Annotated in this window: 20 protein-coding genes and 2 pseudogenes; 10 read left to right on the top strand and 12 right to left on the bottom strand. The window is 40.0% G+C overall.

The annotated features are described in order from the left end of the window. The first annotated feature begins 552 nt into the window (after positions 1–552). The 4 genes and pseudogenes from HWQ58_RS08630 to HWQ58_RS08615 all read left to right on the top strand — a co-directional run bounded on the left by HWQ58_RS08630 (position 553) and on the right by HWQ58_RS08615 (position 3,317). Positions 553–939, top strand: coding sequence for an IS630 transposase-related protein (locus HWQ58_RS08630; protein WP_292860423.1), 387 nt, complete (start codon positions 553–555; stop codon positions 937–939). Between the two features lie 59 nt (positions 940–998). Further along, a complete protein-coding gene (locus HWQ58_RS08625; RefSeq protein WP_292860420.1) occupies positions 999–1,499 on the top strand; it encodes a transposase in 501 nt (166 codons plus the stop codon). Between the two features lie 185 nt (positions 1,500–1,684). After that, positions 1,685–2,242: pseudogene (locus HWQ58_RS08620) on the top strand (NB-ARC domain-containing protein); the annotation flags it as partial. Positions 2,243–2,447: 205 nt separating this feature from the next. Continuing rightward, on the top strand, positions 2,448–3,317 hold the full coding sequence (locus tag HWQ58_RS08615) for a DUF5895 domain-containing protein (RefSeq protein WP_292860417.1): 870 nt from the start codon (positions 2,448–2,450) through the stop codon (positions 3,315–3,317). Positions 3,318–3,507: 190 nt separating this feature from the next. On the opposite strand, the gene HWQ58_RS08610 is transcribed toward HWQ58_RS08615, so the two are convergent. Together HWQ58_RS08610 and HWQ58_RS08605 are read right to left on the bottom strand one after the other, a co-directional pair. Further along, a complete protein-coding gene (locus HWQ58_RS08610; protein WP_292860481.1) occupies positions 3,508–4,767 on the bottom strand; it encodes a murein transglycosylase A in 1,260 nt (419 codons plus the stop codon). Between the two features lie 3 nt (positions 4,768–4,770). Then, on the bottom strand, positions 4,771–5,025 hold the full coding sequence (locus HWQ58_RS08605) for a hypothetical protein (protein WP_190728057.1): 255 nt from the start codon (positions 5,023–5,025) through the stop codon (positions 4,771–4,773). 355 nt (positions 5,026–5,380) lie between these two features. On the opposite strand from HWQ58_RS08605, the gene HWQ58_RS08600 reads away from it, so the two are divergent. Both HWQ58_RS08600 and HWQ58_RS08595 read left to right on the top strand, forming a co-directional pair. After that, positions 5,381–5,701: a DUF4278 domain-containing protein gene (locus HWQ58_RS08600; RefSeq protein WP_292860414.1), complete on the top strand. Its 321-nt coding sequence runs from the start codon at positions 5,381–5,383 to the stop codon at positions 5,699–5,701. Between the two features lie 165 nt (positions 5,702–5,866). Then, positions 5,867–7,255: a serine/threonine-protein kinase gene (locus tag HWQ58_RS08595; RefSeq protein ID WP_292860411.1), complete on the top strand. Its 1,389-nt coding sequence runs from the start codon at positions 5,867–5,869 to the stop codon at positions 7,253–7,255. A 55-nt stretch (positions 7,256–7,310) separates the two neighbouring features. On the opposite strand, the gene HWQ58_RS08590 is transcribed toward HWQ58_RS08595, so the two are convergent. Beyond that, on the bottom strand, positions 7,311–8,225 hold the full coding sequence (locus tag HWQ58_RS08590; protein ID WP_292860408.1) for a DUF3365 domain-containing protein: 915 nt from the start codon (positions 8,223–8,225) through the stop codon (positions 7,311–7,313). A gap of 181 nt (positions 8,226–8,406) precedes the next feature. Here HWQ58_RS08590 and HWQ58_RS08585 point away from each other — a divergent pair, with 181 nt between their 5' ends. Continuing rightward, positions 8,407–9,261, top strand: a complete 855-nt coding sequence (locus tag HWQ58_RS08585; RefSeq protein ID WP_292860405.1) for a PhnD/SsuA/transferrin family substrate-binding protein — start codon at positions 8,407–8,409, stop codon at positions 9,259–9,261. A 172-nt stretch (positions 9,262–9,433) separates the two neighbouring features. Here HWQ58_RS08585 and HWQ58_RS08580 read toward each other — a convergent pair whose 3' ends face one another. After that, positions 9,434–9,811 (bottom strand): hypothetical protein, encoded by a 378-nt coding sequence (locus HWQ58_RS08580; protein ID WP_292837448.1) that lies wholly within the window; start codon positions 9,809–9,811, stop codon positions 9,434–9,436. A gap of 127 nt (positions 9,812–9,938) precedes the next feature. Between HWQ58_RS08580 and HWQ58_RS08575 the strand changes: the two genes are divergently transcribed. Next, positions 9,939–10,127, top strand: a complete 189-nt coding sequence (locus HWQ58_RS08575; protein WP_292860402.1) for a hypothetical protein — start codon at positions 9,939–9,941, stop codon at positions 10,125–10,127. Positions 10,128–10,205: 78 nt separating this feature from the next. Here HWQ58_RS08575 and HWQ58_RS08570 read toward each other — a convergent pair whose 3' ends face one another. The 6 genes and pseudogenes from HWQ58_RS08570 to HWQ58_RS08545 form a co-directional block, all read right to left on the bottom strand. After that, positions 10,206–10,976 (bottom strand): hypothetical protein, encoded by a 771-nt coding sequence (locus tag HWQ58_RS08570; RefSeq protein ID WP_292860400.1) that lies wholly within the window; start codon positions 10,974–10,976, stop codon positions 10,206–10,208. A 628-nt stretch (positions 10,977–11,604) separates the two neighbouring features. Then, a pseudogene (locus HWQ58_RS08565) lies at positions 11,605–14,344 on the bottom strand (GAF domain-containing protein). Positions 14,345–15,084: 740 nt separating this feature from the next. Further along, positions 15,085–15,555 carry an NADAR domain-containing protein gene (locus HWQ58_RS08560; RefSeq protein ID WP_292860397.1) on the bottom strand — a complete coding sequence of 157 codons (471 nt, stop codon included), beginning with the start codon at positions 15,553–15,555 and terminating at the stop codon, positions 15,085–15,087. Between the two features lie 250 nt (positions 15,556–15,805). Then, complete coding sequence (locus tag HWQ58_RS08555) at positions 15,806–16,579, bottom strand: SDR family oxidoreductase (protein WP_292860394.1); 774 nt, start codon at positions 16,577–16,579, stop codon at positions 15,806–15,808. Between the two features lie 176 nt (positions 16,580–16,755). Next, positions 16,756–17,025, bottom strand: a complete 270-nt coding sequence (locus HWQ58_RS08550; RefSeq protein WP_292860391.1) for a hypothetical protein — start codon at positions 17,023–17,025, stop codon at positions 16,756–16,758. 115 nt (positions 17,026–17,140) lie between these two features. After that, the gene (locus tag HWQ58_RS08545; protein WP_292860389.1) at positions 17,141–17,980 is read right to left on the bottom strand and encodes a nuclear transport factor 2 family protein; all 840 of its coding nucleotides are present in this window, start codon (positions 17,978–17,980) and stop codon (positions 17,141–17,143) included. 84 nt (positions 17,981–18,064) lie between these two features. On the opposite strand from HWQ58_RS08545, the gene murG reads away from it, so the two are divergent. Together murG and HWQ58_RS08535 are read left to right on the top strand one after the other, a co-directional pair. Further along, on the top strand, positions 18,065–19,138 hold the full coding sequence (gene murG / locus HWQ58_RS08540; RefSeq protein WP_292860386.1) for an undecaprenyldiphospho-muramoylpentapeptide beta-N-acetylglucosaminyltransferase: 1,074 nt from the start codon (positions 18,065–18,067) through the stop codon (positions 19,136–19,138). Between the two features lie 314 nt (positions 19,139–19,452). Beyond that, positions 19,453–20,745 carry a hypothetical protein gene (locus HWQ58_RS08535; protein ID WP_292860383.1) on the top strand — a complete coding sequence of 431 codons (1,293 nt, stop codon included), beginning with the start codon at positions 19,453–19,455 and terminating at the stop codon, positions 20,743–20,745. A 23-nt stretch (positions 20,746–20,768) separates the two neighbouring features. Here HWQ58_RS08535 and HWQ58_RS08530 read toward each other — a convergent pair whose 3' ends face one another. Further along, positions 20,769–21,134 carry a VOC family protein gene (locus tag HWQ58_RS08530; RefSeq protein WP_292860380.1) on the bottom strand — a complete coding sequence of 122 codons (366 nt, stop codon included), beginning with the start codon at positions 21,132–21,134 and terminating at the stop codon, positions 20,769–20,771. 185 nt (positions 21,135–21,319) lie between these two features. Next, positions 21,320–21,509: hypothetical protein (locus HWQ58_RS08525; RefSeq protein WP_292860377.1), on the bottom strand; the 190-nt coding region annotated here is incomplete at its 5' end.

The raw sequence follows: 21,509 nt of genomic DNA, 5'->3' as shown, positions 1-21,509 counted from the left end.
AAGTTAGTACAAATTTAGGTTAAGGCTTTCTTCAAGATTGTTAATTTTAAATTCATTGCAATTAAGCTTCAATTATGAATATAATCAAAATTATATAAATAGGTATTCTGCCAACATTCATTGAGTTATCGAAGTGAGGAAAGCAGTTTTATAGTTTAATTGAAAAGCTGTAAAACTGGGAAAATATATAATTAATTAGATGCCAGAGATATTTTTTGTTAATAGAGTAATAATGTAGCTCTAAACTTGCATCTTCAATGATGAATAAACATTGAAAAGACAAGGATAATTCTATAATTTATCTTTTTTGCCAAGTGCATTTAAATTTGCTTATTCTGCTGTACCATTCGCTTGTTCTCGTTGTAGACACTGGCAACTTTGTGCGTCACCTTCTTCTATGCTTGCTACGTGCAGCGAACGGGAGGGTATGAGACTTGTGCCTAAGCTAAAAAGAATTAAAAGTTAAACTATAGAGTACCAAATCTTGATTCTTCCTTTACAGCACTTCCGTCTGTTATAAGGTACACTAAATTAAAATATAAATACTTTTAAATGAAGTCATACTCTGTCGATATTCGAGAAAAAATAGTTGCAGCACATCTTCAGAAAAACATCTCAATCAGGAAAGTAGCTAACATATTTTCCGTTTCAAAGAGTTTAGTCCAAAAGCTTGTAAAACAACAAAAAGTTGAAGGGAATTTACAGTCTAAGCCGCGAGGAAAACCACAATTTAGTCATCTGAAAAATGCTGACATAGAGTTAAGGGAATTAGTTGAAGCACATCCAGATGCAACATTGATAGAGTTATGTGAATTATTTGCAGACAAAACTGGCAATTTCGTAGGTCGAAGTCCAATGTGTCGTGCCTTACAGAAATTAGGATTAAATCGGAAAAAAAAACAAAACGGAGTACCCAAGCAGGGACGGAGAGAGTCCTGAATTTAAGATTAGATTTTTGGGAAAAGGTCAAACATATAGAACCAGAAAATTTAGTCTTTTTGGACGAAACTGGCGTTCTACTTGGTTTAACAAGGACTCATGCCCGTTCAGAAATGGGAACAAGAGCTTACTCTCTTAACCCCTTCTATCGTGGATCAAAAGTTACAGTAATTGGAGCAATTAGTATTAAAAAAGTAGTGGCATTAATGACAATGAATAATTCAATGGATAGCAAAGCTTTTGAAGTATTTATTGAGAAGTTTTTAGTGCCAGAGTTATGGTCAGGAGCAGTGGTAGTGATGGATAATTTATCCGCGCATAAACTCGATTCAATTGTGCCAATGATTGAAGCTGTCGGTGCTTCAGTTATATGTTTATCACCATACTCACCAGATTTTAACCCAATTGAGTTATGGTGGTCACAACTTAAGTCCTTCTTACGGATGTTTTCACCGACCACAACAGAAATGGTAGATCAAATAATTTCAGTTGCACTTGACTTAATAAATCCTCAACATTTAAGAAACTGGTTTGCTAATTGCTGTTACTGTACCTCATAATAGCCGGAAATGCTGTATCATTTATAGACAAGTTAGAGCTAATTTGGAAACTAGAGTAAAGTCTTTGTCTCGTCAGGGTTTCAGGAATTTGAGCCATAAGAGCGTTGATTCTTTGAAAGTCATACCCAGCAATAATTGGGTATCCTTAAGATTTTCTTTACGAATCAGATATTAGTAAATCAGTAAAGCTTTTTTCAGTTTTTAACTGAAAAAAAGATAAAAGTGACTATTCAAGCTCAAATAATCGTCTAGATTGCGGAGAGGCTATCTTTAACTCAGTTTTTTATGGGCGTATAGAAGAACTTATTACACTAGAGCAATGGATTCTCAATGAGCACTGCCAATTGGTTGCACTATTGGGAATAGGAGGCATTGGAAAAACAGCACTGTCTGTAAAGTTTGCTCAAAAAATTCAGGACAACTTTGAGTATGTGATCTGGCGATCGCTACGAGAAGAACCGCCTGTTAAAATTATTTTAGGTAACTTAATCCAATTTCTATCTGACAAACAGGAAACAGAAAGTAACTTACCAGCAAGCTTTAGCGATCGGGTATCGCGACTACTTTATTATTTACAAAATTATCGCTGTTTAGCGATCCTGGATAATGCAGAATCAATTCTTTGCAGTGGTAGCCGCGCTGGACTTGATCGAGAAGGATATGAGGAATATGGTGAGCTTTTAAGACGAGTAGGAGAAGTAACTCACCAAAGCTGCTTAGTGTTGACTAGTCGTAAACTACCTACACTGTACGCTTTGCGTACAGTGTAGGCTTTTAGTAGCCCTGAACTGTCTGGCAAGCAAAGTACAACACAAACAGTTCGAGCCTCCTTGCGGAAATAGGTGAAGAATATATAATATCAATACGCTTGGGTACATAACTGGCTCTCCTTTCCTCAGCGCCTTGGCGATAAACTTGTTCAATAAAACACTTTGATAGCCTAAAACGATGAAAGCATCTGCTAATTTCGACTTTGAAGACGATAAATTTAATGCACCGCCTTCTCAAGTCCTTCCCTGGTGTCAGATGATTAATCCTCGATATGGCACAGATGGTATGCAATCCCACGGTTTGGCAATTAAGCTGGATAATGCCAACGCTGTCGGCTTTGTGCCAGATGATAATTGGCAACAAATAGAGCATGAATTTACCTCTGGAGTCGAAACGGTCTTTATTACCACTACTCCACGCGTGGTTATAGTGCGTCGGGGACCATTGTCTGTCAAAGATCGGGAAAGTGGTCTAAAACTGGGTACGCTCAAAGAGAATTATGATGCTTTTTTAGCCGACAAACTTAAATTTAAAACCTTTACTCGCTATCTAATTTTTATAGTGGGAGAGAATAAAAAGTTTTTACATGAATTACCACTACAACTAACACTTAATGGTGCTGCCGGAGCGAGTTTCAGCAAAACCTACTGCGAATATCAACAAGGTAAAGTAGTTAGTGGATTCGTTGCTGAACTAGAAAAAGCTTATGCTGTTTATCGCAAGCAACCTTTGACACCAAAAGGGCCATTGTTCCATGCTCACGGGATTTTTTGTCCCATCATTGAGTGTGAAGAAAGAGGCATTGAACCAAATACAGTTTTGGTAGCTTCAACTGTGGACTATAAACATCCTACTGTAGGGACTTTAACACAATATTTAATTGCTTCCGATGCTCTTGAGTCTGCAATGATTTGTAAGACTTTTGAAGAATACAAAGATTTTGGCAAGGAACCTGTAAAATCAGAAATCCCTAAATTGGCAATGGCAGGAGTTTCCAACTCTTACGTTTATGCTGATGAGGATGATTTTGCTTATCCGCCGTATTAGTTGAGGAGTGGGGAGTGGGCAATGGGGATGAGGGAGCTAGGGGGGCAGGGGAGTAGGGGGAGATGAGGGGGATAAGGGGGACAAGGGGGAATTATTGAATAAATCTCTCCCTTATCTCCCCCCTCCTTCTTGTCTCCCTCATCTCTTCTCCATGCCCAATGCCCAATGCCCAATGCCCAATGCCCAATATCTATTCTTTGAGCAGTAAATAATATAGTGAGCCATTACCGCCTGTGACACCGGCGCGATCGCCTGCTAGTTTACCAGATCCCATGAAATAATCCACCCGGCCCGGGCCTTTAATGGCGCTTCCTGTATCTTGGTCAAGTACAAAGCGGCTGACAGTACGCCTCTCTAGTTTGCCACCACTGGCAGGATAGGGAAATGAATTGTAAATCAGTGCTAACGCTCCCGGTGGCATGAGAGACTTATCTGTAGCAATGGAACGTTCTGCTGTTACTGGTACATGAATACTACCAGTAGCTCCGGTACCACCAGTTTCTTGGAAGAAAATAAATCGTTTCCAGCGCGGTAGATAATTGCTCAACTCCTGGGGTTTTTGCCGGAAGAAAGCAGTCATCCGTGGCATTGTCAATCCATTTAGTGGAAGTTTGCCATCTTTTGCCAGTTCTTTACCGATACTAGTCCAAGGGTAATCAGTTCCACCGGCATAGCCAATTGATGTTGTTTTGCCATTGGTTAATTTAATTTGGGCAGAACCTTGGATATGTACCATGTATGCCTCTAGGCGATCGCGAAACCAAAGCAATTCTAAACCCCGTAGCTTGCTCTTATTCCCTTTTAAACCATCCTTCCCTTCCAAATCAATTCGTTTTGGGTGGGGTTTAGGCCATTGGCTGAAATCAGGTGGTAGCCGATAAAGAGGATACTTATAAATTGCAGTTCTGATACGGCTAGCGGTGTAAACAGGTTCGTAGTAAGCAGTGAACTTAACAGTACCCTTGCCATCGTTGCCCACAGATTGGTAGAAGACAAACTCACGACTGACAGCAGCTTGTAGTTGCGCTGCTGAGTTAGAACTGACAACCAGTTGGCGGAAACGTAGCAAACTCCGACGGACGCGATCAAGGGTAATTTCCCGAACTGGATAATTTTGATATGCTGCGATCGCATCACCCTTTGTGAGGTAAAGCAGACTGTTGTCAATAGAAGCTAACAACGCTTTGCGATCGCCTATTTGACCTCTTTGACCCCAAATTTGCTCATCCCAACCCAAGCAAGTCGGCCGGAGCGTACAATCAGTTCCGATAGCGATTGGTTTTAGCGGTGGCGTTACCTCAGGAGTAATTGGTACTGGCAGAGGTGGAAGATCGGGAGCAGTCGGTATTGGCAACGGCAGTAAGTTAGGAACCTGAGCAACAGCCGACCAGAGAGGATTTACAAGGGCAATTCCTAAACTCAAGGAAAGCAAAGCAAGGGTTTTTCTCATCATTTAGTTGAATCTTTCAACACTGGAACTAAAAATAGGTTCTACCCGGATTGCGACGATCCGAGAAGGGCGTACTACCATATATTCCCCTTGAATATTTTTGATCGGAACGCTAATGAAGTCATTAGAAGCAGATTTTGGCACAAGTTCGCCGCTATACCATTTCTGAAACTCTTGAATAGTAGGAAAACGTACTTCTTCTCGGTGGCCGCTTTCCAGTAGGAGATATACGGCATATTCATTTGCAGTTCTAGCCATAAAGTTGAATCATTTAAAAAAACATTCAACCTATTGTTAACCACGTAACCCCCGAATGAAAAGGGTAAGCATACGGGAGGTTGCCAGCAGAGGAGCAGGGTAGCAGGGTAGCAGAGGAGCAGGGGGATAAGGGGGAATTATTGAATAAATCTCTCCCTTATCTCCCCCCTCTTCCTTGTCTCCCTCATCTCTTCTCCATGCTCTGTTTGGCCAATGACTCTTCACTCTAGACGCCTAATCCTTTAAGCAGTTCCTTAAAAAGTGTAAGTTTACATTAGCTCTTGCATAACTCTCTAATCAACTTCTGATAAATCATTGGCATTGTTGAAAAACAGTTATTCAGGAGGCAAAAATTATGAAACTTTACTATCGTGGTCTGAGCTGCGAATGCGACCCAAACAAAGTTGGCAGCAAAAAAACAGAACAGCCATTTCGACCAGTTACTCAAATTGGACCAGCTTATAATCTGATGTACCGTGGTGTTAACTATCGTGTCGATCCAAATTCCAAATCGGCTAAAGTTCCTCTACCAATAGCTGATAAATTGAGCTTTCGAGGAATCACCTACTTTGTAAATAAAACTCCACTAGGAGAAGTTAGCGTAGTCTCTCAATCAACAACTAATTCAAAAGTTGAGATACTGCCGATTTCTGAGGAATTAAAGCTTCAACAATAATATGGCTGCAAGCCGATCTGAAGTCTAAAGAGTTATAAACTGGTAGTAGAATTCTCAAAAAGCCTTAAAATTTCAGCACTACCTACCTACTTTCTGTCTCAACAAACCTTGCCAAAGCTGGTAGTTGTGTCAAGATTAATTTCAGGACTTAAGGCTTGTGACACAATGTTAGGACAATTATTAGATGGACGTTACCAAGTCCTCCAGATATTAGGTGGTGGTGGATTCGGTCAAACCTACATAGCCCAAGATACTCATCGGCCAGGTTTCCCGAAATGCGTTGTCAAACACCTTAAGCCCGTAACTCGTACCCCTGAATTTCTCGAAACTGCCAGACGGCTATTTACCAGTGAGGCAGAAACACTAGAACAACTGGGCAACCATGACCAGATTCCTCGGCTTTTAGCCTATTTTGAAGACAATCAAGAGTTCTTCTTGGTGCAAGAGTTTATAGAAGGGCAGACTCTGAAGGCGGAACTATTCCCCAATCAACGTTGGACAGAAGATCGAGTAATTCAACTGCTCCAACAGATTTTGGGTATTCTACAATTTATTCACAGCCACAATGTTATCCATCGAGATATCAAGCCAGATAATATAATCAGGCGGCAACAAGACGGTAAGTTAGTACTGATTGACTTTGGTGCAGTTAAACAAGTCCAAACTCAACTGCTTACAATTTCAGGGCACACGGGAGCTACTATTATTATTGGTACTCCCGGATATATGTCTACAGAACAGGCGCAAGGTAAGCCCCGCCCCAACAGCGATATTTATTCCTTGGGCATTATTGGTATACAATCACTGACAGGGTTACATCCTATAAACTTTGAGGAAGACCCAGATACAGGAGAAATTTCTTGGCAGCATCAAGCTAACGTCAGTTCTGAGTTGGCATCTGTGCTATCTAAGATGGTACTACATCACTTTAAACAGCGCTATCAGTCTGCGGCTGAAGTTTTAGGGGTACTTAAGTATTTCAATACTAGAGTAGAAACGCAATCAATTCAACCACCATCTTTTACACAACCGCCTCAAGCTTTCCTTTCTCAACAAAACTCAATTGGGTATCCGTCTACTTCTATCCTGTCTGGGGAAAATTACAACCGCTTAGAAACGATTCTTTTAGAATTTGTCGGCCCCGTTGCCTCAAGATTACTACGACAAGTTGCGGCATCAGCGTCCAATTTTGAAGAATTAATTAGTCAATTAGCATTTCATCTTCGAGACAATCAACAAATTGATTTTAAGAAGAAAACAATGTTTTTACTAGAGAAACCTACTTTACTACAAGAACTTATTGTTAAATCCGATCGCTCTGATATTAACTCAAATAATTTACTGAACCAAGAATCTCAAATTATCAGCGACAAGTTTTTGATAGAATGCGAACGTGAGTTGGCTAATTTAATTGGCCCAATAGCTAAGTTTATAGTTCAAAAAACTCTTAAATCTTCTGGACAAATTTCTCGTGCAGAATTTGTGAAAATTTTAGCATCACAAATTCCTGAACCTCAAAAAGCTTTACAATTTCAGCAACGCTTACTTTCTTGAATTTCCGACTTACAGGATTAGGTCTAATTAACTTAATCCCAAATATAAAATAGTGTCAGCTTTGATTATTCAGCATCTCCAAAGCTATTTTTAAGCTGGCTTTCATCCGATTAAATGCTTCTGCTAACCCGCCAATTTCATCATTAGAGCTTTCTTCAAAATCAGCGCTCATATCACCAACACTAACTTTTTGAGCTATTTTTTCTATTTTTCTAATCCGCTGAATCACATATTTTTTAATTAAGAAGTTAATTAAGAAAACTACGATTGCAAAGATCGTAATTAAAAGTCCCATTATCAATGTCCAAGTCCGTTTAGCATTGGCAAAAATATCTTGAGAAGGAACAGAGATTATTTGGGCAGAAACAATCTGATTGAGTTGCCAGCCAAAACCATTTTCCGAGCCATAAGTTGCCAACTGACTTTTAGGAGCTTGATCTGGTGTAGAATGACATCGCAAGCATTTCGCTTGTGTAATCTTTAGTGGTTGCGCGATGTAAAATACTTCGCCTTCTGACAAGTTACGAAACCCTGTAATTTCTTGAATTTTGGAGTCGTTGCGAAAACGCTCTACAAGTGGAGCTTCAAAATTATCAGCTTTATCCGCTAAATTGGTTGGATTAAGTGTTGCATCCTTATGAAAAAAGTTTTTATATTCAGGCTTTTTACGAAAATTCTCAAAAACCTCTTTGGAGGAAAAAGTTGGTACTACTTCAGGCATGAACGTTGGGTTAGTATCTAGTCTAGGTTCTAATAGGGGATCTATACGATTTTGTGTATAGTCTCTAACTGCGTTCACCATTTGGATGAGAATCTGTGCTTGAGAAGCTACTTCATTTTGCGCTCTCCCTTGAAGTACACTGGATAAGGCAACGCCACTTCCTAAAATACCGACTATGAAAACTAATATTAAAAGTAAGTTAAATTTAGCACCTAGTTTTAAGTTTTTTAACGTAATGTTGTTCAACATAACCTAACTAAGGAAGGCGGTATCTGAGTTTGTCTAATATTTATTTATACCTGTTAGAAAGCATCTCAACAATATTTAAATAAATATTAATTTTTTGCTGTAATATAACCTACTTAGGCAGCAGTCAAACTTATCTAAATTAGTCCTGAAAGCCAAGTTACTTTCTTAACCATAATTAGTAATGTTTTTGCGATTTCCCCGTCGTTTCTTTCTGTTTAATCTGCTAGGTTTGACATTTGCTGCCTGCCAACCACGAAAGGAGTTTGAGGGCACGTTAACTATTGGTGCGATCAACTATGGTGGAGGCGAACAGATTATTAATCAATATGCTAAATTTAATAGTTACTTAGGCGAAAAAACGAACTCATATATTCAGCTAGAGCCTGTTTTTAATGAAAATAGAGCGGTTGAGCGTCTTAATGCTCGTGCTTGGTCATTGGTATTTGCTCCACCTGGTTTAGCGGCTATTGCGATCGCACGCTACCAATATGTTCCTCTATTTCCTTTAATAGGTATTAGTAATTTGCGTTCCATCTTTGTTGTTCGCAAAGATAATCCGATAACCGATCTGAAACAGCTACAAGGTAAAACAGTGGCTTTAGGACAGCTAGGTTCAGCAACAGGATATTATTTTCCTCTTTACAATCTTTATGGTACAACACTAGCTGACATACTATTTGCACCCACACCCAAAGCCGCGCTAGAATTAGTGGCTCAAGGAAAAGCGATCGCCTGTGCCGTTTCGGAGGCGGAATTAAGTCTCTACAGTTCACAGTTGGCCCCAACTGAATTTCGCATATTATTTAAAGACCCTCACTATGTACCATTAGGCGTGGTCTTGATTGGGCCGAATGTAGAACGTAACCGTCAAGAGTTTATCCGCAAAGTGATGAGTGATTCACCTTCTGGTTTAGCTCAAGAAGTGGGATACGTACCCAATGGACAAGTACCAGATTACAAATACATGATTTCTGTGGTCGATCGGTTAAGCTCAATTAGTTCCAAGCTGCAAAATAAACCTGTTCGTTTATTTTAATTAAAGCAATAACAATACTTTCAGCCTTTACTTTCTCTAAAATGCTCATCTAATGCTCAAATACACTAATTCCAGTATTTAAATACAGTTAATAAGTATTAAATTATACTTATTAATCCATTCACAAAAAAGACCCTTTAAAGGGTCTTGCAGTACTGATTAAAGAATTAACTTATTTACTCAATAATCCAAGTGCTAACTCTAGATACATTTTTGCTTTATGCAAAGCTAGCAGTTTTTCTTGAGTGTACCTATCTGGGTAATTCATGATTCTCCCTTCCATCGTAATTTTGATCAGTGCAGCTTGCTCATCTGTAGGAGCATTCATCTCATCTATAGCGTTACTCAGTGCTTGCATGAAAGCAAAAGTAGGAGGTTTTAATCCTTTACCTGCCTCAAACTGGGATAACGCCATTTGAGGGAATACCATCAAGGATGTAATCCATGAGGTCTTGTACCCTTTATTCCCAGTTGGTTTGATGCCGTAGCGTAAGCATAGTTCACTGAGTTCTTTGATGGTTTTGATTTCTAACTCGGAACGCGTAAACATAAAATAGAGTTACCTCTTGTAAAAGTGGTATCGGTGAGCTACAAGTTTTCCAGACAATATGCTCACCGATTTAAAACTCTATTCACTCGCAAACATTAGTATCAAGTCTTATTTACATCTCTCAACAATGCCTAATCCTAAAGGGAACCCACAGAATTTTGAACCAGCACAACCAAAAGGTGAGGAACCCATGACACCTACTATTAGTTTTCGTGCTACTGAAAAGATGAAGGAAGAGGTGAAGGCACAAGAAGATCCACCAGAATTTTGTCGCCAAGCTATCCAAGAAAAACTAGATAAGGATAAAAAGAAATAATTCCAAAAAACTCACGAATGTTTTAGGAGTGCTATAGTTTGATTTTTGGTAAGTAAGTATTATCTTGTATTATCTTGCTCAAAAAAATAATTTGAATCGTGCTAGCTGGTTTTTAATCGTCTCTGTCAGGATTTTATTCAGTTCTGTAGTGTCTTGGAATTGCAAAATTTGCTGTGTCGGTAAGTCGAAGGGAAATTCACCTTCAAAATCTGGGCGTTGCATTTGCGCTAGTAGAATCTGTTCAGACCGCTTACTTTGGATAGCATAGCCAATCTCAATACAGACATTCGGACTGGCAATTAACTGGGGCGTTTCTTTACCATCAATACTAGCAATAGGTGTGGTATCAGCTATAAATAACAAACTTTTACGGATTTTCCGCATGATTGTGCGGTTAATTCGGAAAGTAGCACCGCTAGGACGAGAGGATTCTACTAATGTTAGGGGAAGACGCGATCGCAAGTTTAAATTGTCCAAACTTTTTCGCAGTTCTTCTTTGAGAATATTCGTCGCTGCAACATACTCAGTTTGATAGGATAAAAAAATCGTTGGTTCTAACTGAGCCAACACCGCCTGCTTGGTGAAATAAATTTCATGACTAATTAAATCAATGTTAGAGACGCAATAGCCACCACTACCTTCAATATAAAATTCAATATTTTCCCCTTCCAAATAGCGCCCAAACCAAGTTGATGTCTTAACTTCGTCACTGTCTTCCAAAAAGTCTGCTCGCAATGCTGATTTCAGCAGGCTTTTTTTGCTTAAACGAATGTCTGGCGGACGTTTTTCCAGTTCTGGAATCGGTTCATAATCCTGTAGATACCACGCTCTGAGCGCAATTATTGACATAAGGCGCTATTTCAACTGTTTCTCGCTATTCAACTTCGTATAATCTTACACCCAGAGGAGACCCTATTTTAGACTTTTCTTTAAACACAACAACACCCAAACCTCTACTCGCTGAACTATCTCCTCTCCTTGTTTATCCTAGCCAGGGATGTACATAACTTTCATTACTTTTGTAAACAAGTAATGAAAATCAGCGACAGTGCCCCCTAATCTTCCATCTTTGAGGAAATAGCAGTTTTCGCGTTGGGTGTTGCTGTATTTTGACGAGACAGATGTAAGTTAAACAGCGTCTTATACCTCTTACTAACATTCCAAATGCAGCTGTTATATCTGCCAAGTAAGCTTGTTTTTTAGCTTCAACTATCAGATTATCATTTGTGGATAGGAGGAATTTGTTTTGCAACTAAACTTTACTTTTAAATGATTTTTAATCAAACTCAATATATTACACACTCTGGATAACTGAGAGATATTTTGTTTAGTCTATTGTTAAGAAAATTATCATCGACCTTTTGGATGAATTTAAAAATTACTGAGTCAATTTTTAAGTTTTGAAACTAACAATTGAGCATTGGTCAATAATCAATAGTGATTCTTCACCTGCGTCCTGATCCCCCACTCTCTATTGCTAATTAACTATTTTGGCTGGAGGCTTGATGGGAATCTCAATCCAGAACTCTGTACCTTTGCCAGGTTCTGAAATACACTCCATTATTCCCTCATGTTTTTCGACAATAATCTGATAGCTGATTGCTAGTCCCAATCCTGTACCCTTGCCCACAGGCTTGGTAGTGTAAAACGGGTCAAAAATTCGCTTTTTTACGTCTTCAGTCATTCCGGGCCCGTTGTCTGTAATACGAATTAACAGACGAGATTTGTCTGCTGAGACTTTAGTGGAAATCTGGATAGTTGGAATTGGGCATGAGTTATTCTCCTTGTCACCCTGATTTTGCCACTCCCCACTCCCTACTTCCAGAGCATCTATGGCATTGCTGAAAATATTCATAAATACCTGATTCATTTGGCCGGCATAGCATTCCACCCGTGGGATGTCGCCATAATCTTTAATTATCTCAATGCGTGGTAATTCAGCATTTCCTTTCAGCCGATATTGCAAAATTAATAAGGTGTTGTCAATACCTTCATGCAGGTCAACACGCTTGTTTTCAGACTCATCCAAGCGAGAAAAATTGCGTAACGATAGCACTATTGAGCGGATGCGATCGGTTCCTACTTGCATTGAGGTCATGATTTTTGGGAGGTCTTCTACCAAAAATTCAAAATCGATCGCTTCGATCGCGGCTTTAATTTCAGTATGGGGATGGGGATAGTGTAGCTGGTAGAGACGTAAAATTTCTAGCAGTTGTTCGGTGTAGTCACTGGCGTGGCACAGATTACCGTAAATAAAGTTAACGGGGTTGTTAATTTCGTGGGCGACACCCGCCACCAACTGTCCTAAGCCAGACATTTTTTCGGTCTGAATCAATCTTATCTGTGTTTCTTGGAGTTCATGTAGGGTATGCTCTAACTGAGCAGCTTGATTTCTGGCTTCAGTTTCGGCTTCAGAGGTTTGTTCGTAGAGTTGTGCTTGTTGAATAGCGATCGCAGCCTGATCTGCCACCTGCTGCAATAAATCAATTTCTATATCCTGCCAATTTCTGGGAGCCTCACACTCATGGACAATTAGTAAGCCCCATAGTTCCATACCCATATTAATCGGAACTATTAAGTTTGCTTGCACTTGCAGACTTTGCAAAAACTCTCGATGACAATCACTTAAAGAAGCCGTTGAAAGGTTGTTAATTGCCCGTACCCTACCCTGACAGTATAGACGGGTATACTCATCAGGAAAGCATTCTGGTGGTGCATTCACTCCCAAAACAGACTGCCAATTGCCATTAATCTCTTCTACAATCACCGATTGAGTCTTCAGGTAGAAAATCAGCACTCGGTCTGAATTTAGCAAGGGACGGACTTCTTGAACGATGGATTGCAGGGTTGCTTGCAAGTCCAATGTGCGGCGAATATGCTCTGTGACTTGCTTGATGACTTTGGTAAACATTAATGATTTTTCGAGTTCAGCGGTTTGCTCTTGCACCCGCAGTTCTAGATTGGCATTCAGGGATTGTACCTGTTTATACATTTGCTGCTGCTGAATTGCCATTGAGAAATGATCATATAAGGCTTGTGCCAAAAAGATGTCTTCCAACTTCCACTCAGGTGCTTGCCCTCTTTTCTGCTCTCGCCAAACTTCAAAAGAAAGCTGGGGTAACAGTTGTCGCCGATTTTGTTCGCATCGTCCCGCCCATAAGATTTCCGTTTCAAATTCCGAGCGGAAAATACTTAATACACCGATAAATTTTTCGCGGTAATGTAGCGGAATCACCATGAGTCCGCGAATTTGAGTAGAACGGAATGCTAAAGCCAAAACTCGCAAACATGGTTCTTTATAGAGGTCAGTAGTTGCCCAAATATTACCTTGTTGAAACTCAGCCATCCAGTTTTGCCAGATGGGATGCTGTTCGATAATACTGTTATCTAACTCGTAGGAGAGTGTCGGTTGGTCGCCCCAGGTGTATAGTTCTTGAGTCTCTGCAATGTAAAGCCTGCCACCGACTCCACAGAAGGCAGTAATAACTTCTTCTAGTGCTGCTTGTAATTGGATTGTCGGCAGTTTATGCAATAGTGTGGTGACTCGATTAAGTAGCTTCTCGCTTTTGCTTGGCGTGGGCTTCAGTGAGTAGATTACTTTGAGCGATCGCGATCGCTACCTGGTCAGCAACTTGCTGCAATACTTTTAGTTGCCGCTTCAAAATCTTTTGCGGTTCACTGTGGTGAGCTACCAACAATCCCCACAATTTAGGCTTTGCCAATGGTTCTTGTGGGTCGCAATCTAAAATTGGTACTACCAACGAAGACTGCACGCCCATTGCTTTTAGGTATTGAATATGACACTGGTTTACCTGCCGATAGTAGATATTAGTTTCTAGACGTTTGCCAGTTTCTTTTGACTGTAGAGGCGATAGCCCGATCTTCTCATTTGCTACATCGACAATCGAACGTTGCCCCGCTAACAAAAACATCTCTCTGGCGGTTTCTGGAATATCATCAGCTGGAAAGCGTTGACCCAATAAGGATGGCAGACGTTGCTCATGAATAGATTCTGCAATGACTTCACCACTACCATCAGCATCAAAGCGATACATTTTCACCCGATCTGCACCCAAAAATAAACGCACTTCGCTAACAGTTGTTGTTAATATCTCTTGAAGGTCGAGCGATCGCCTGATCTGTTTTGTCATCCGGTGCAGTAAACTTTCTTGATCAAAGGTTTCCTGCAACTCGTTTGGTTTATCCCTACGTGTCATTGCTTCTATACACCATGATGTAAGTATAATTTTTTATATATTTGTCCTTGATAAGAATTTTCAACTTACAATGCTTTGATTTTCATCCTATTTCAAGAAATTCTTGCTACTAATGCGTTGCTAAGGGCATACATGTGTTACAAATATTTTTGGAAATGGATTAGAGGATGTTTGAAAAGTAACAGATATTTTGCTTGTTCCCTGTAGCCCTTATAAAGTGGATTTAGGGAGATATAAAACCGCTGTATCATTAAATACTTCTCAAGTCTCATCTCAAGTCTAAAGTTAAGAAATTTTTAATCATTGACATTTACTAATTTTATATTCTCAATCATTAAACTATTCCAGTAATTTTACTTAATTTATATCTGGAATAATTTCTTTAAATTAAAAATATTTTTTTAACATTTTTGCCCATTAATTCAATTAATTAAAACTTCTTCAAAGCAATAACTAAATTATTAGTATTTTTTTAAAATATTTTTGACTGGGGAATTTTACCGAACAAGAATTCAGAATTCAGGAGCCAGAATCCAGAATGGATTCTGTGCGACTGGATGGAGAATCGAGGTTTAAAGCCCCCGATTTTAAAAGCGCGTGAAGAAAAAATTCTTTCCGTGACCGTTACCCCTGACTTCAGGCATGGGGAATTCTGAATTCTGAATTCTGTCTTCTGACTCCTTCTCATTATTCCCCGTTTAATTGCTGACTTGATGTTGAATGTAACTATTTTGATTAAATCATTCGTAAATTACTGTTAAAGATAGTAAATTACGAATTTCTTCACGCACACTCATGAGAGTTTTACCGAGATGGTTTTGACCGCTTTTATTAGCACCACAGCCCCAAAAAGAATCGGTTGGGGAGTTTTCAACCAAAATCTCATCACCTGTCTTCAGGAGAACTTCTCTAATATCGGTATGAGTGAGAAACTTTTTGAGTACAGCTTCTCGCATAATTTGAGTTTTGACCAAATCCCAGTCTCGTCGCAGTTGGCGAGTACTACATCTTCCCAAAGTGGCAGCTTCTTCTGGGGTGGTGGCAGCATGGATGAGAGGTATAATTGCCGCATCTATGCTGCCGACAAACTTTTGCGCTTGATAATAATGCTCAACCGTTGGCCAGTAAGCACCCTCGATGTGGATTCCGTGGAGAGAAAAGTTAGAAAAACAGCCATAAGGCTGCCAAACCTTATAAAAGTAAATGGTCATTTGAAAATTGCTCTTTTATATATCAATTTCACTCTAGCTGAGTAGGTAAAGCCTTAACAAACTCTCTAGACGTAAACTGAAACATAAACTGTAAAACTTTAGATATTTGGTTAAATTAAATATGCGTTATCCAGAACCCTTGTAGAGACGTAGCACTACTACGTCTCTACATTTTTTCTACCAAATGTCTCTTGAGTAGAGTAATTGAAAGGGGTAAGTTCTTTTAGAATGGTATGAGATGGGTTAGTTATTATGTTCGTCGATTAACTAGGGTAGCGCTAGCTTGATCAACAGGCATTAGCACAACTTCATTAATATTTACATGGGGCGATCGCGTCACACAGAAAAATATCACATCAGCCACATCATCTGCTGTTAGGGGTGTAACTCCCTGATAGACTTTGTTGGCGCGTTCAGTATTTCCGTGAAAGCGTACCTCGCTAAATTCCGTTTCTACCATACCAGGATCTACGGAAGTTACACGTACCTGTGTTCCTAATAGGTCTTGTTTTAAACCTTCAGAAATTGCTCTCACAGCAGCTTTGGTAGCACAGTAGACATTGCCACCGGGATAGGTTTGATGTCCGGCGATGGAACCTAAATTTACCACATGACCGCGATCGCGACTTACCATTCCCGGAACGACATAGCGAGAGACGTAAAGTAAACCCTTAACGTTAGTATCAATCATGTCTTCCCAGTCTTGAAAGCTGCCTTCGTGCAACTTGTCTAAACCACGACTCAAACCAGCATTATTAATGAGAATGTCAATGTCAGACCAGGCAGAAGGTAGAGTCGCGATGGCAGATTCAACAGCATTGCGATCGCGCACATCTAGTTCTAGTAAATGAATGTCAGTACTAAAATCTTTACTAAGAGTATCTGCTAGCTGCTGCAAACGTTCTAACCGTCGTGCCGCTAAAATCAGTTTTGCACCCGCACCAGCAAAGATTTTTGCACAGGCAGTACCAATACCACTACTTGCACCAGTAATCAAAATGATTTGATTTTGTAGGGAAGTCATTAGTTAGTCAAAAGTCAAGAGTCCAGTGTTAATTTAAATACACAATTTAGCAATTTAGCAAGTTACTGACAAATTTTTTTCATCATCAACCAATGCAATCTGACAAAGTACAGACATATTTTCTCAGCTATTAATATTTGCTATTGCTTCGCTTGATGAAAGGAAATCTCTTACCCTCAGGCATCGCCCTCTTTTCTCGCTTCCTCAAGAAGGTTTGATAATGTTTGGGCAGCTTCATACGCCTCGTAGGGAGACCATACAACCGGGACCGTTGATGCCAGTTCTTTGAGCAGTAAATCTTCTGGATTTATAATATTTGTAGAATCTGTAGACTCTAAATTACAGCCCTCTTCCTTCGCTACTGCTAGCAGCAAAAAATGGATGAGGCTTAACTTGTCTTGGTGTGATAGTTGATTGACAGCAGGTAGCAGTTCATTTAGAAACATATCGCTACTCGTGAAAGGCTTTAATATAAGTCCAGATTATCTCAAGCAAATTTCAAGGTAACGCACCATCCAGATTTTTAGTACGCTAGCGGTAGCGTAGCGCACTAACTCCTAACTACTTCTTCACCACTTGCAGGCGCTGAGTTACCATCGTCATCCCATTACCTCGCAGGATGACAGCAGAAACCCATTGGCTACCAGGGGTAGATGGTGCTTGTCCAACTTTAAACAGTCCGCCAGATGTCAGTAATTCCAAATCTACGGGTGTATGGTTAAGAAATTTATCTGGTTGGATAGATTCTTCTAACGCCGTTCCTAGTAGAAAATCATCACCAAGTGGCTCTTGGACGATCGCATCAAAATTATACTTCTGACCGACTTGCACTTGCTGTGGTAATTTAATATCAATTTGGGGTGGCTTGCTACCAGAGGTCAGTAGAGTGCGTTCTGACAAAATGTCTTGGCGGACTATTTTTCCACCTTCAATGCGCTGACGCGATTTAATCGTGGCATTGAGAGCTAACTTATCACCGTTACCGGAGGGTAAGCCAGTTATCTTTGTTTCTGTTTCAGCAATAATCCCGTTGGCTCCAGGTTTTGAAGATAGCAGTTTCGTACTGTATTGCAATTTCGGATATCGTTGCCAAAGTGAAGTCAAAGATTTTTCCAGGGTTTGGAGGTTTAATCCATCGCCATGAGTGAAATTAGCACTGTAGAATTGCAACACCCCTTTGACATCGCCCCGGCTGGCGGCGGTATCAACTTGCGTCAACAGGTTTTTCAGATCGGCCGGTGCATTTTGGGCTGTCGTGGCTTGAGATAATTGCTGTGGTGTCGTCGCTGGAGTACGTTGCCAACCACTTGTTAAACCAATGGTCAGCAGGAACGAAACTAGCCAGATATTTGCTGGAAATCTGAGTTGGCGTCTCACTAAGGCGGTAATAATGTTAGTCATTGGTAAGAGTTTACTGATTTGATTAGAGAAAGTAAGCAAATTGTTTTATCTTAGTTAAGCTAAACGCTAAACGGTAGAGGTTTGATGGCAAACGTACCGATACGATTATTAATAGCTGCCAGTGGGACTGGTGGACATTTGTTTCCAGCCATCGCCCTGGCCCAAAAACTTCCAGATTATCAAATAGAATGGCTGGGAGTACCTGATCGCCTAGAAACTCAACTTGTCCCCAAACAGTATCCCTTGAATACTATTGCAGTTGAAGGGTTTCAGCAAGGGTTTGGACTTTCCTCGATTCGCATTTTGGGTAAACTCGCCCTTTCGATTATAGAAGTCAGACGAATTCTCAAACAGGGAAATTTTCAAGGGGTGTTTACCACAGGGGGTTACATTGCCGGGCCAGCTGTCATTGCGGCGCGTTCTCTCGGTTTACCTGTGGTTTTCCACGAATCTAACGCCTTACCAGGTAAAGTAACTCGCTTTTTTGGCCCTTGGTGTAGTGCGGTAGCCTTGGGATTTGAAGTAGCTGCTAAGTATTTACCTCGTGCCAAAAATGTCTATGTTGGTACTCCCGTAAGAGCGCAATTTCTTGATGGGGCAATTGATGCACCATTGGATTTAGCTATTCCTGATGGTGTGCCTTTAATTGTTGTTTTTGGTGGTAGCCAGGGTGCAATTGCAATCAATAAGTTAGTGCGCGAATCTGCAAAAGCTTGGTTTGATGCTGGTATTTATGTAGTACATTTAACTGGCGATCGCGATCCCGAAGCAGATAGTCTCAAACACCCACAGTACATAGCCTTACCTTTTTACAACAATATGGCAGCGTTGTTGCAACGTGCTTCTTTGGCGATTAGTCGTTCTGGCGCAGGTAGCCTAACAGAATTGGCAGTGTGTCGAACGCCAGCGGTTTTGATTCCTTACCCCTTTGCTGCAGAAGACCATCAATCTTACAATGCAGACGTATTTACAAAAGCGGGTGCAGCGTTAACGTTGAAGCAATCTGAGTTGACGACTGAAGTATTGCAAAATAATGTGTTGAATTTGTTGCAGTCACCTCAAGAGTTAGTAAAAATGGGGGACAAAGCTTATGCGATCGCAGTTCCTGATAGTGCCGAAAAGTTGGCGCAGTTAGTGCGTGAGGTGATAGAAACTTGAAGAAGAATTCAGAAGTCAGAATTCAGGAGCGGAGCCGGAGACGTTTCCGTTGCTCCGGTCAGAATCAAGACGCGACTCGAAAATACTCGCTACCGCTCCGCTATCGCGGACTCGCTAACGCTGCGCTATCAGTCGAGGATTCAGACCCGCGACTGAATTGTTGCACCACCAAATTGAAAATTTGGTGGGGTGCAAAAACGCTGATTATTCTATCCGCCAGTCATACAGAATACCCAACTCAATTCTGACTCCTGACTCCTGAATTCTGTTCGATAAAGTTGATTATTTAGCATTAGAAATGTATTTTCCAAGTTATGAATATGTTATTTAGCAAAAAAATTCACTTCACAGTAGGTTGTGCTGCCTTATTACTTATCAGTTTAGCAAGTAGTCATCTATATACAAAGTCAAAAACTAAACAACTAGCTCAACAAAATCAGTCATTTACTCAACAAGAAAATTCTGCCCTACTTCCACAGATTTCTCTTATCTCAAATCAAGCTGCCGATCAACTTACCTCAAAGTTTCAAAATGCTTTTTCATCTCGACAGAATTTGTTAGCAGCATCTGCACCCTATCCAGTTATTGATGAATTCAAAAAATATAAATTTAACATTAATGGCAGCCAAGTTGTTACTCCAGGAAAACTACCAAATAGTAAGGTTAAGTTGAATCAAGGAGATTTATTAACTGTTCTCGTTAATACTAGAAAATATTTTCAAGATTATGCTTCAGAAGACCCAGATATTATGCGTACAGGAGTGCTTGCTACTCAAGGAGTTACTGTAACAGATGTCCTCAAAACTTTGGATTTCATGATTGCTGTTTTAAAGGAGGATACTGCTAATAATCGGGCTACTCGTTTACAAGACTCTAAATTCATCAATACCAATTTTCGAGTCATTAAATGGTCTGCATACAATCCCAAAAGTAAACAGCAAAAACAATTACGAATCACCAAATATGCTGTATTTACTCACCCTGGTTCCCGCAAGAAAACCTCTACTTTTAATATACCAATTTATAGCTTAAAAGACAACTCTAATAACGATAAGTTCTACACTCGATACACAAAACAAGATGTTTTATCTGGTATTTATGAACCGGGTGGTAGAGAATTTGGAAAAGTTAATACTCTTGCCTATCTAACCAGAAATGGCTTAGAAGAAGCAATTATGGAAGGAACAATACTGATTAATTTTACAGATGGTTATAAGGCATTCTTTAATGTAGATAGAAACAACGGAATCGCTTATATCCGCGGATTAAAGGCAACAGCACAAAAGCGTTATTGGTATTTTAGAGAAGTTGATGCTATTAAAGGCTATGGATACAAAATAGATGCAAAAATTTCTATTAAACCCGGAGTTACTTTTGCTGGAGATGTTTTGAATATCGGTTTAGGTAAAGTGATTGTGATTGAGCATACTCAAGGTGGTCGCAAACATCTGCAAATGGGAGTCATCGCCGATACAGGCGGAGCATTTTTACCCAATCTTTATCAGCTCGATTTTCTGGCAGGTATTTTTAAGAATAAAAAAGAATTTGGGCAGAATATCAGCCAATTACCAGACTATGCCACAGCATATTTTTTAGTCAAGAAGTAATGCATTGACCTGATATGAAAAATCTATGCACGGGTTAACAATTCTAAGTTGTGGCCATCGAAGTCATAAAAATAGAAGCCACGACCTTCATTCCAGTGGTTAATTTTTCCTTTATTCTGATGCATGGGGTCGCTACTGTATTCAATACCTGCCTCTTTGACACGTGCAAAAATTGCATCAAATTCTTCATCACTGACATGGAACGCATAATGATGTGGCTCGAACGCTTCAGCATCGGCGAAGTCGAGCGTTAATGCATCATTTATATGCACAGCAGCGAAGTGACCAAGGGGAAGCTCGACCTCTAAACCAAAAATTTTTGCAAAGAACCGTGCCGATACCTCTTTCTCATGTACGGGCACTATGGTGTGATTTAGAGTAATTGTCATGTCACACCTCCCCTCCTAATTTTGGTAGTAATCGATATCAACTCTTTATTCAGAGTCGATAACAACAATGTTCCTTTCTATTTTATCTTTTCAGCGCTAACACCAGAGTAAATATATCGAAATTCTGTGTTCAGGGTAATTGGAACAACCGCAAACACTAAGATACAACGCTTCAATAAGCAAACCTAATGACTTACATCAGGTTTTCTGTAGTAATAAAACTTGATTAAAAATTGTAAAGCAGTGTAAAGTAGTTTCACAGGCAAAGACTTTACCGCCTGATTCATAAACAACCAAACGCACTTATAAAACCATGACAGCAACCTTACAACGTCGCGAAAGCGCCAACGTATGGGATCGATTCTGCGAATGGAT

The organism is Nostoc sp. LPT (assembly GCF_017115165.1).
GTDB lineage: Bacteria > Cyanobacteriota > Cyanobacteriia > Cyanobacteriales > Nostocaceae > Nostoc.
Note: the sequence above shows the minus strand (reverse complement) of the source record. Positions and strands in the feature narration are given on the sequence as shown.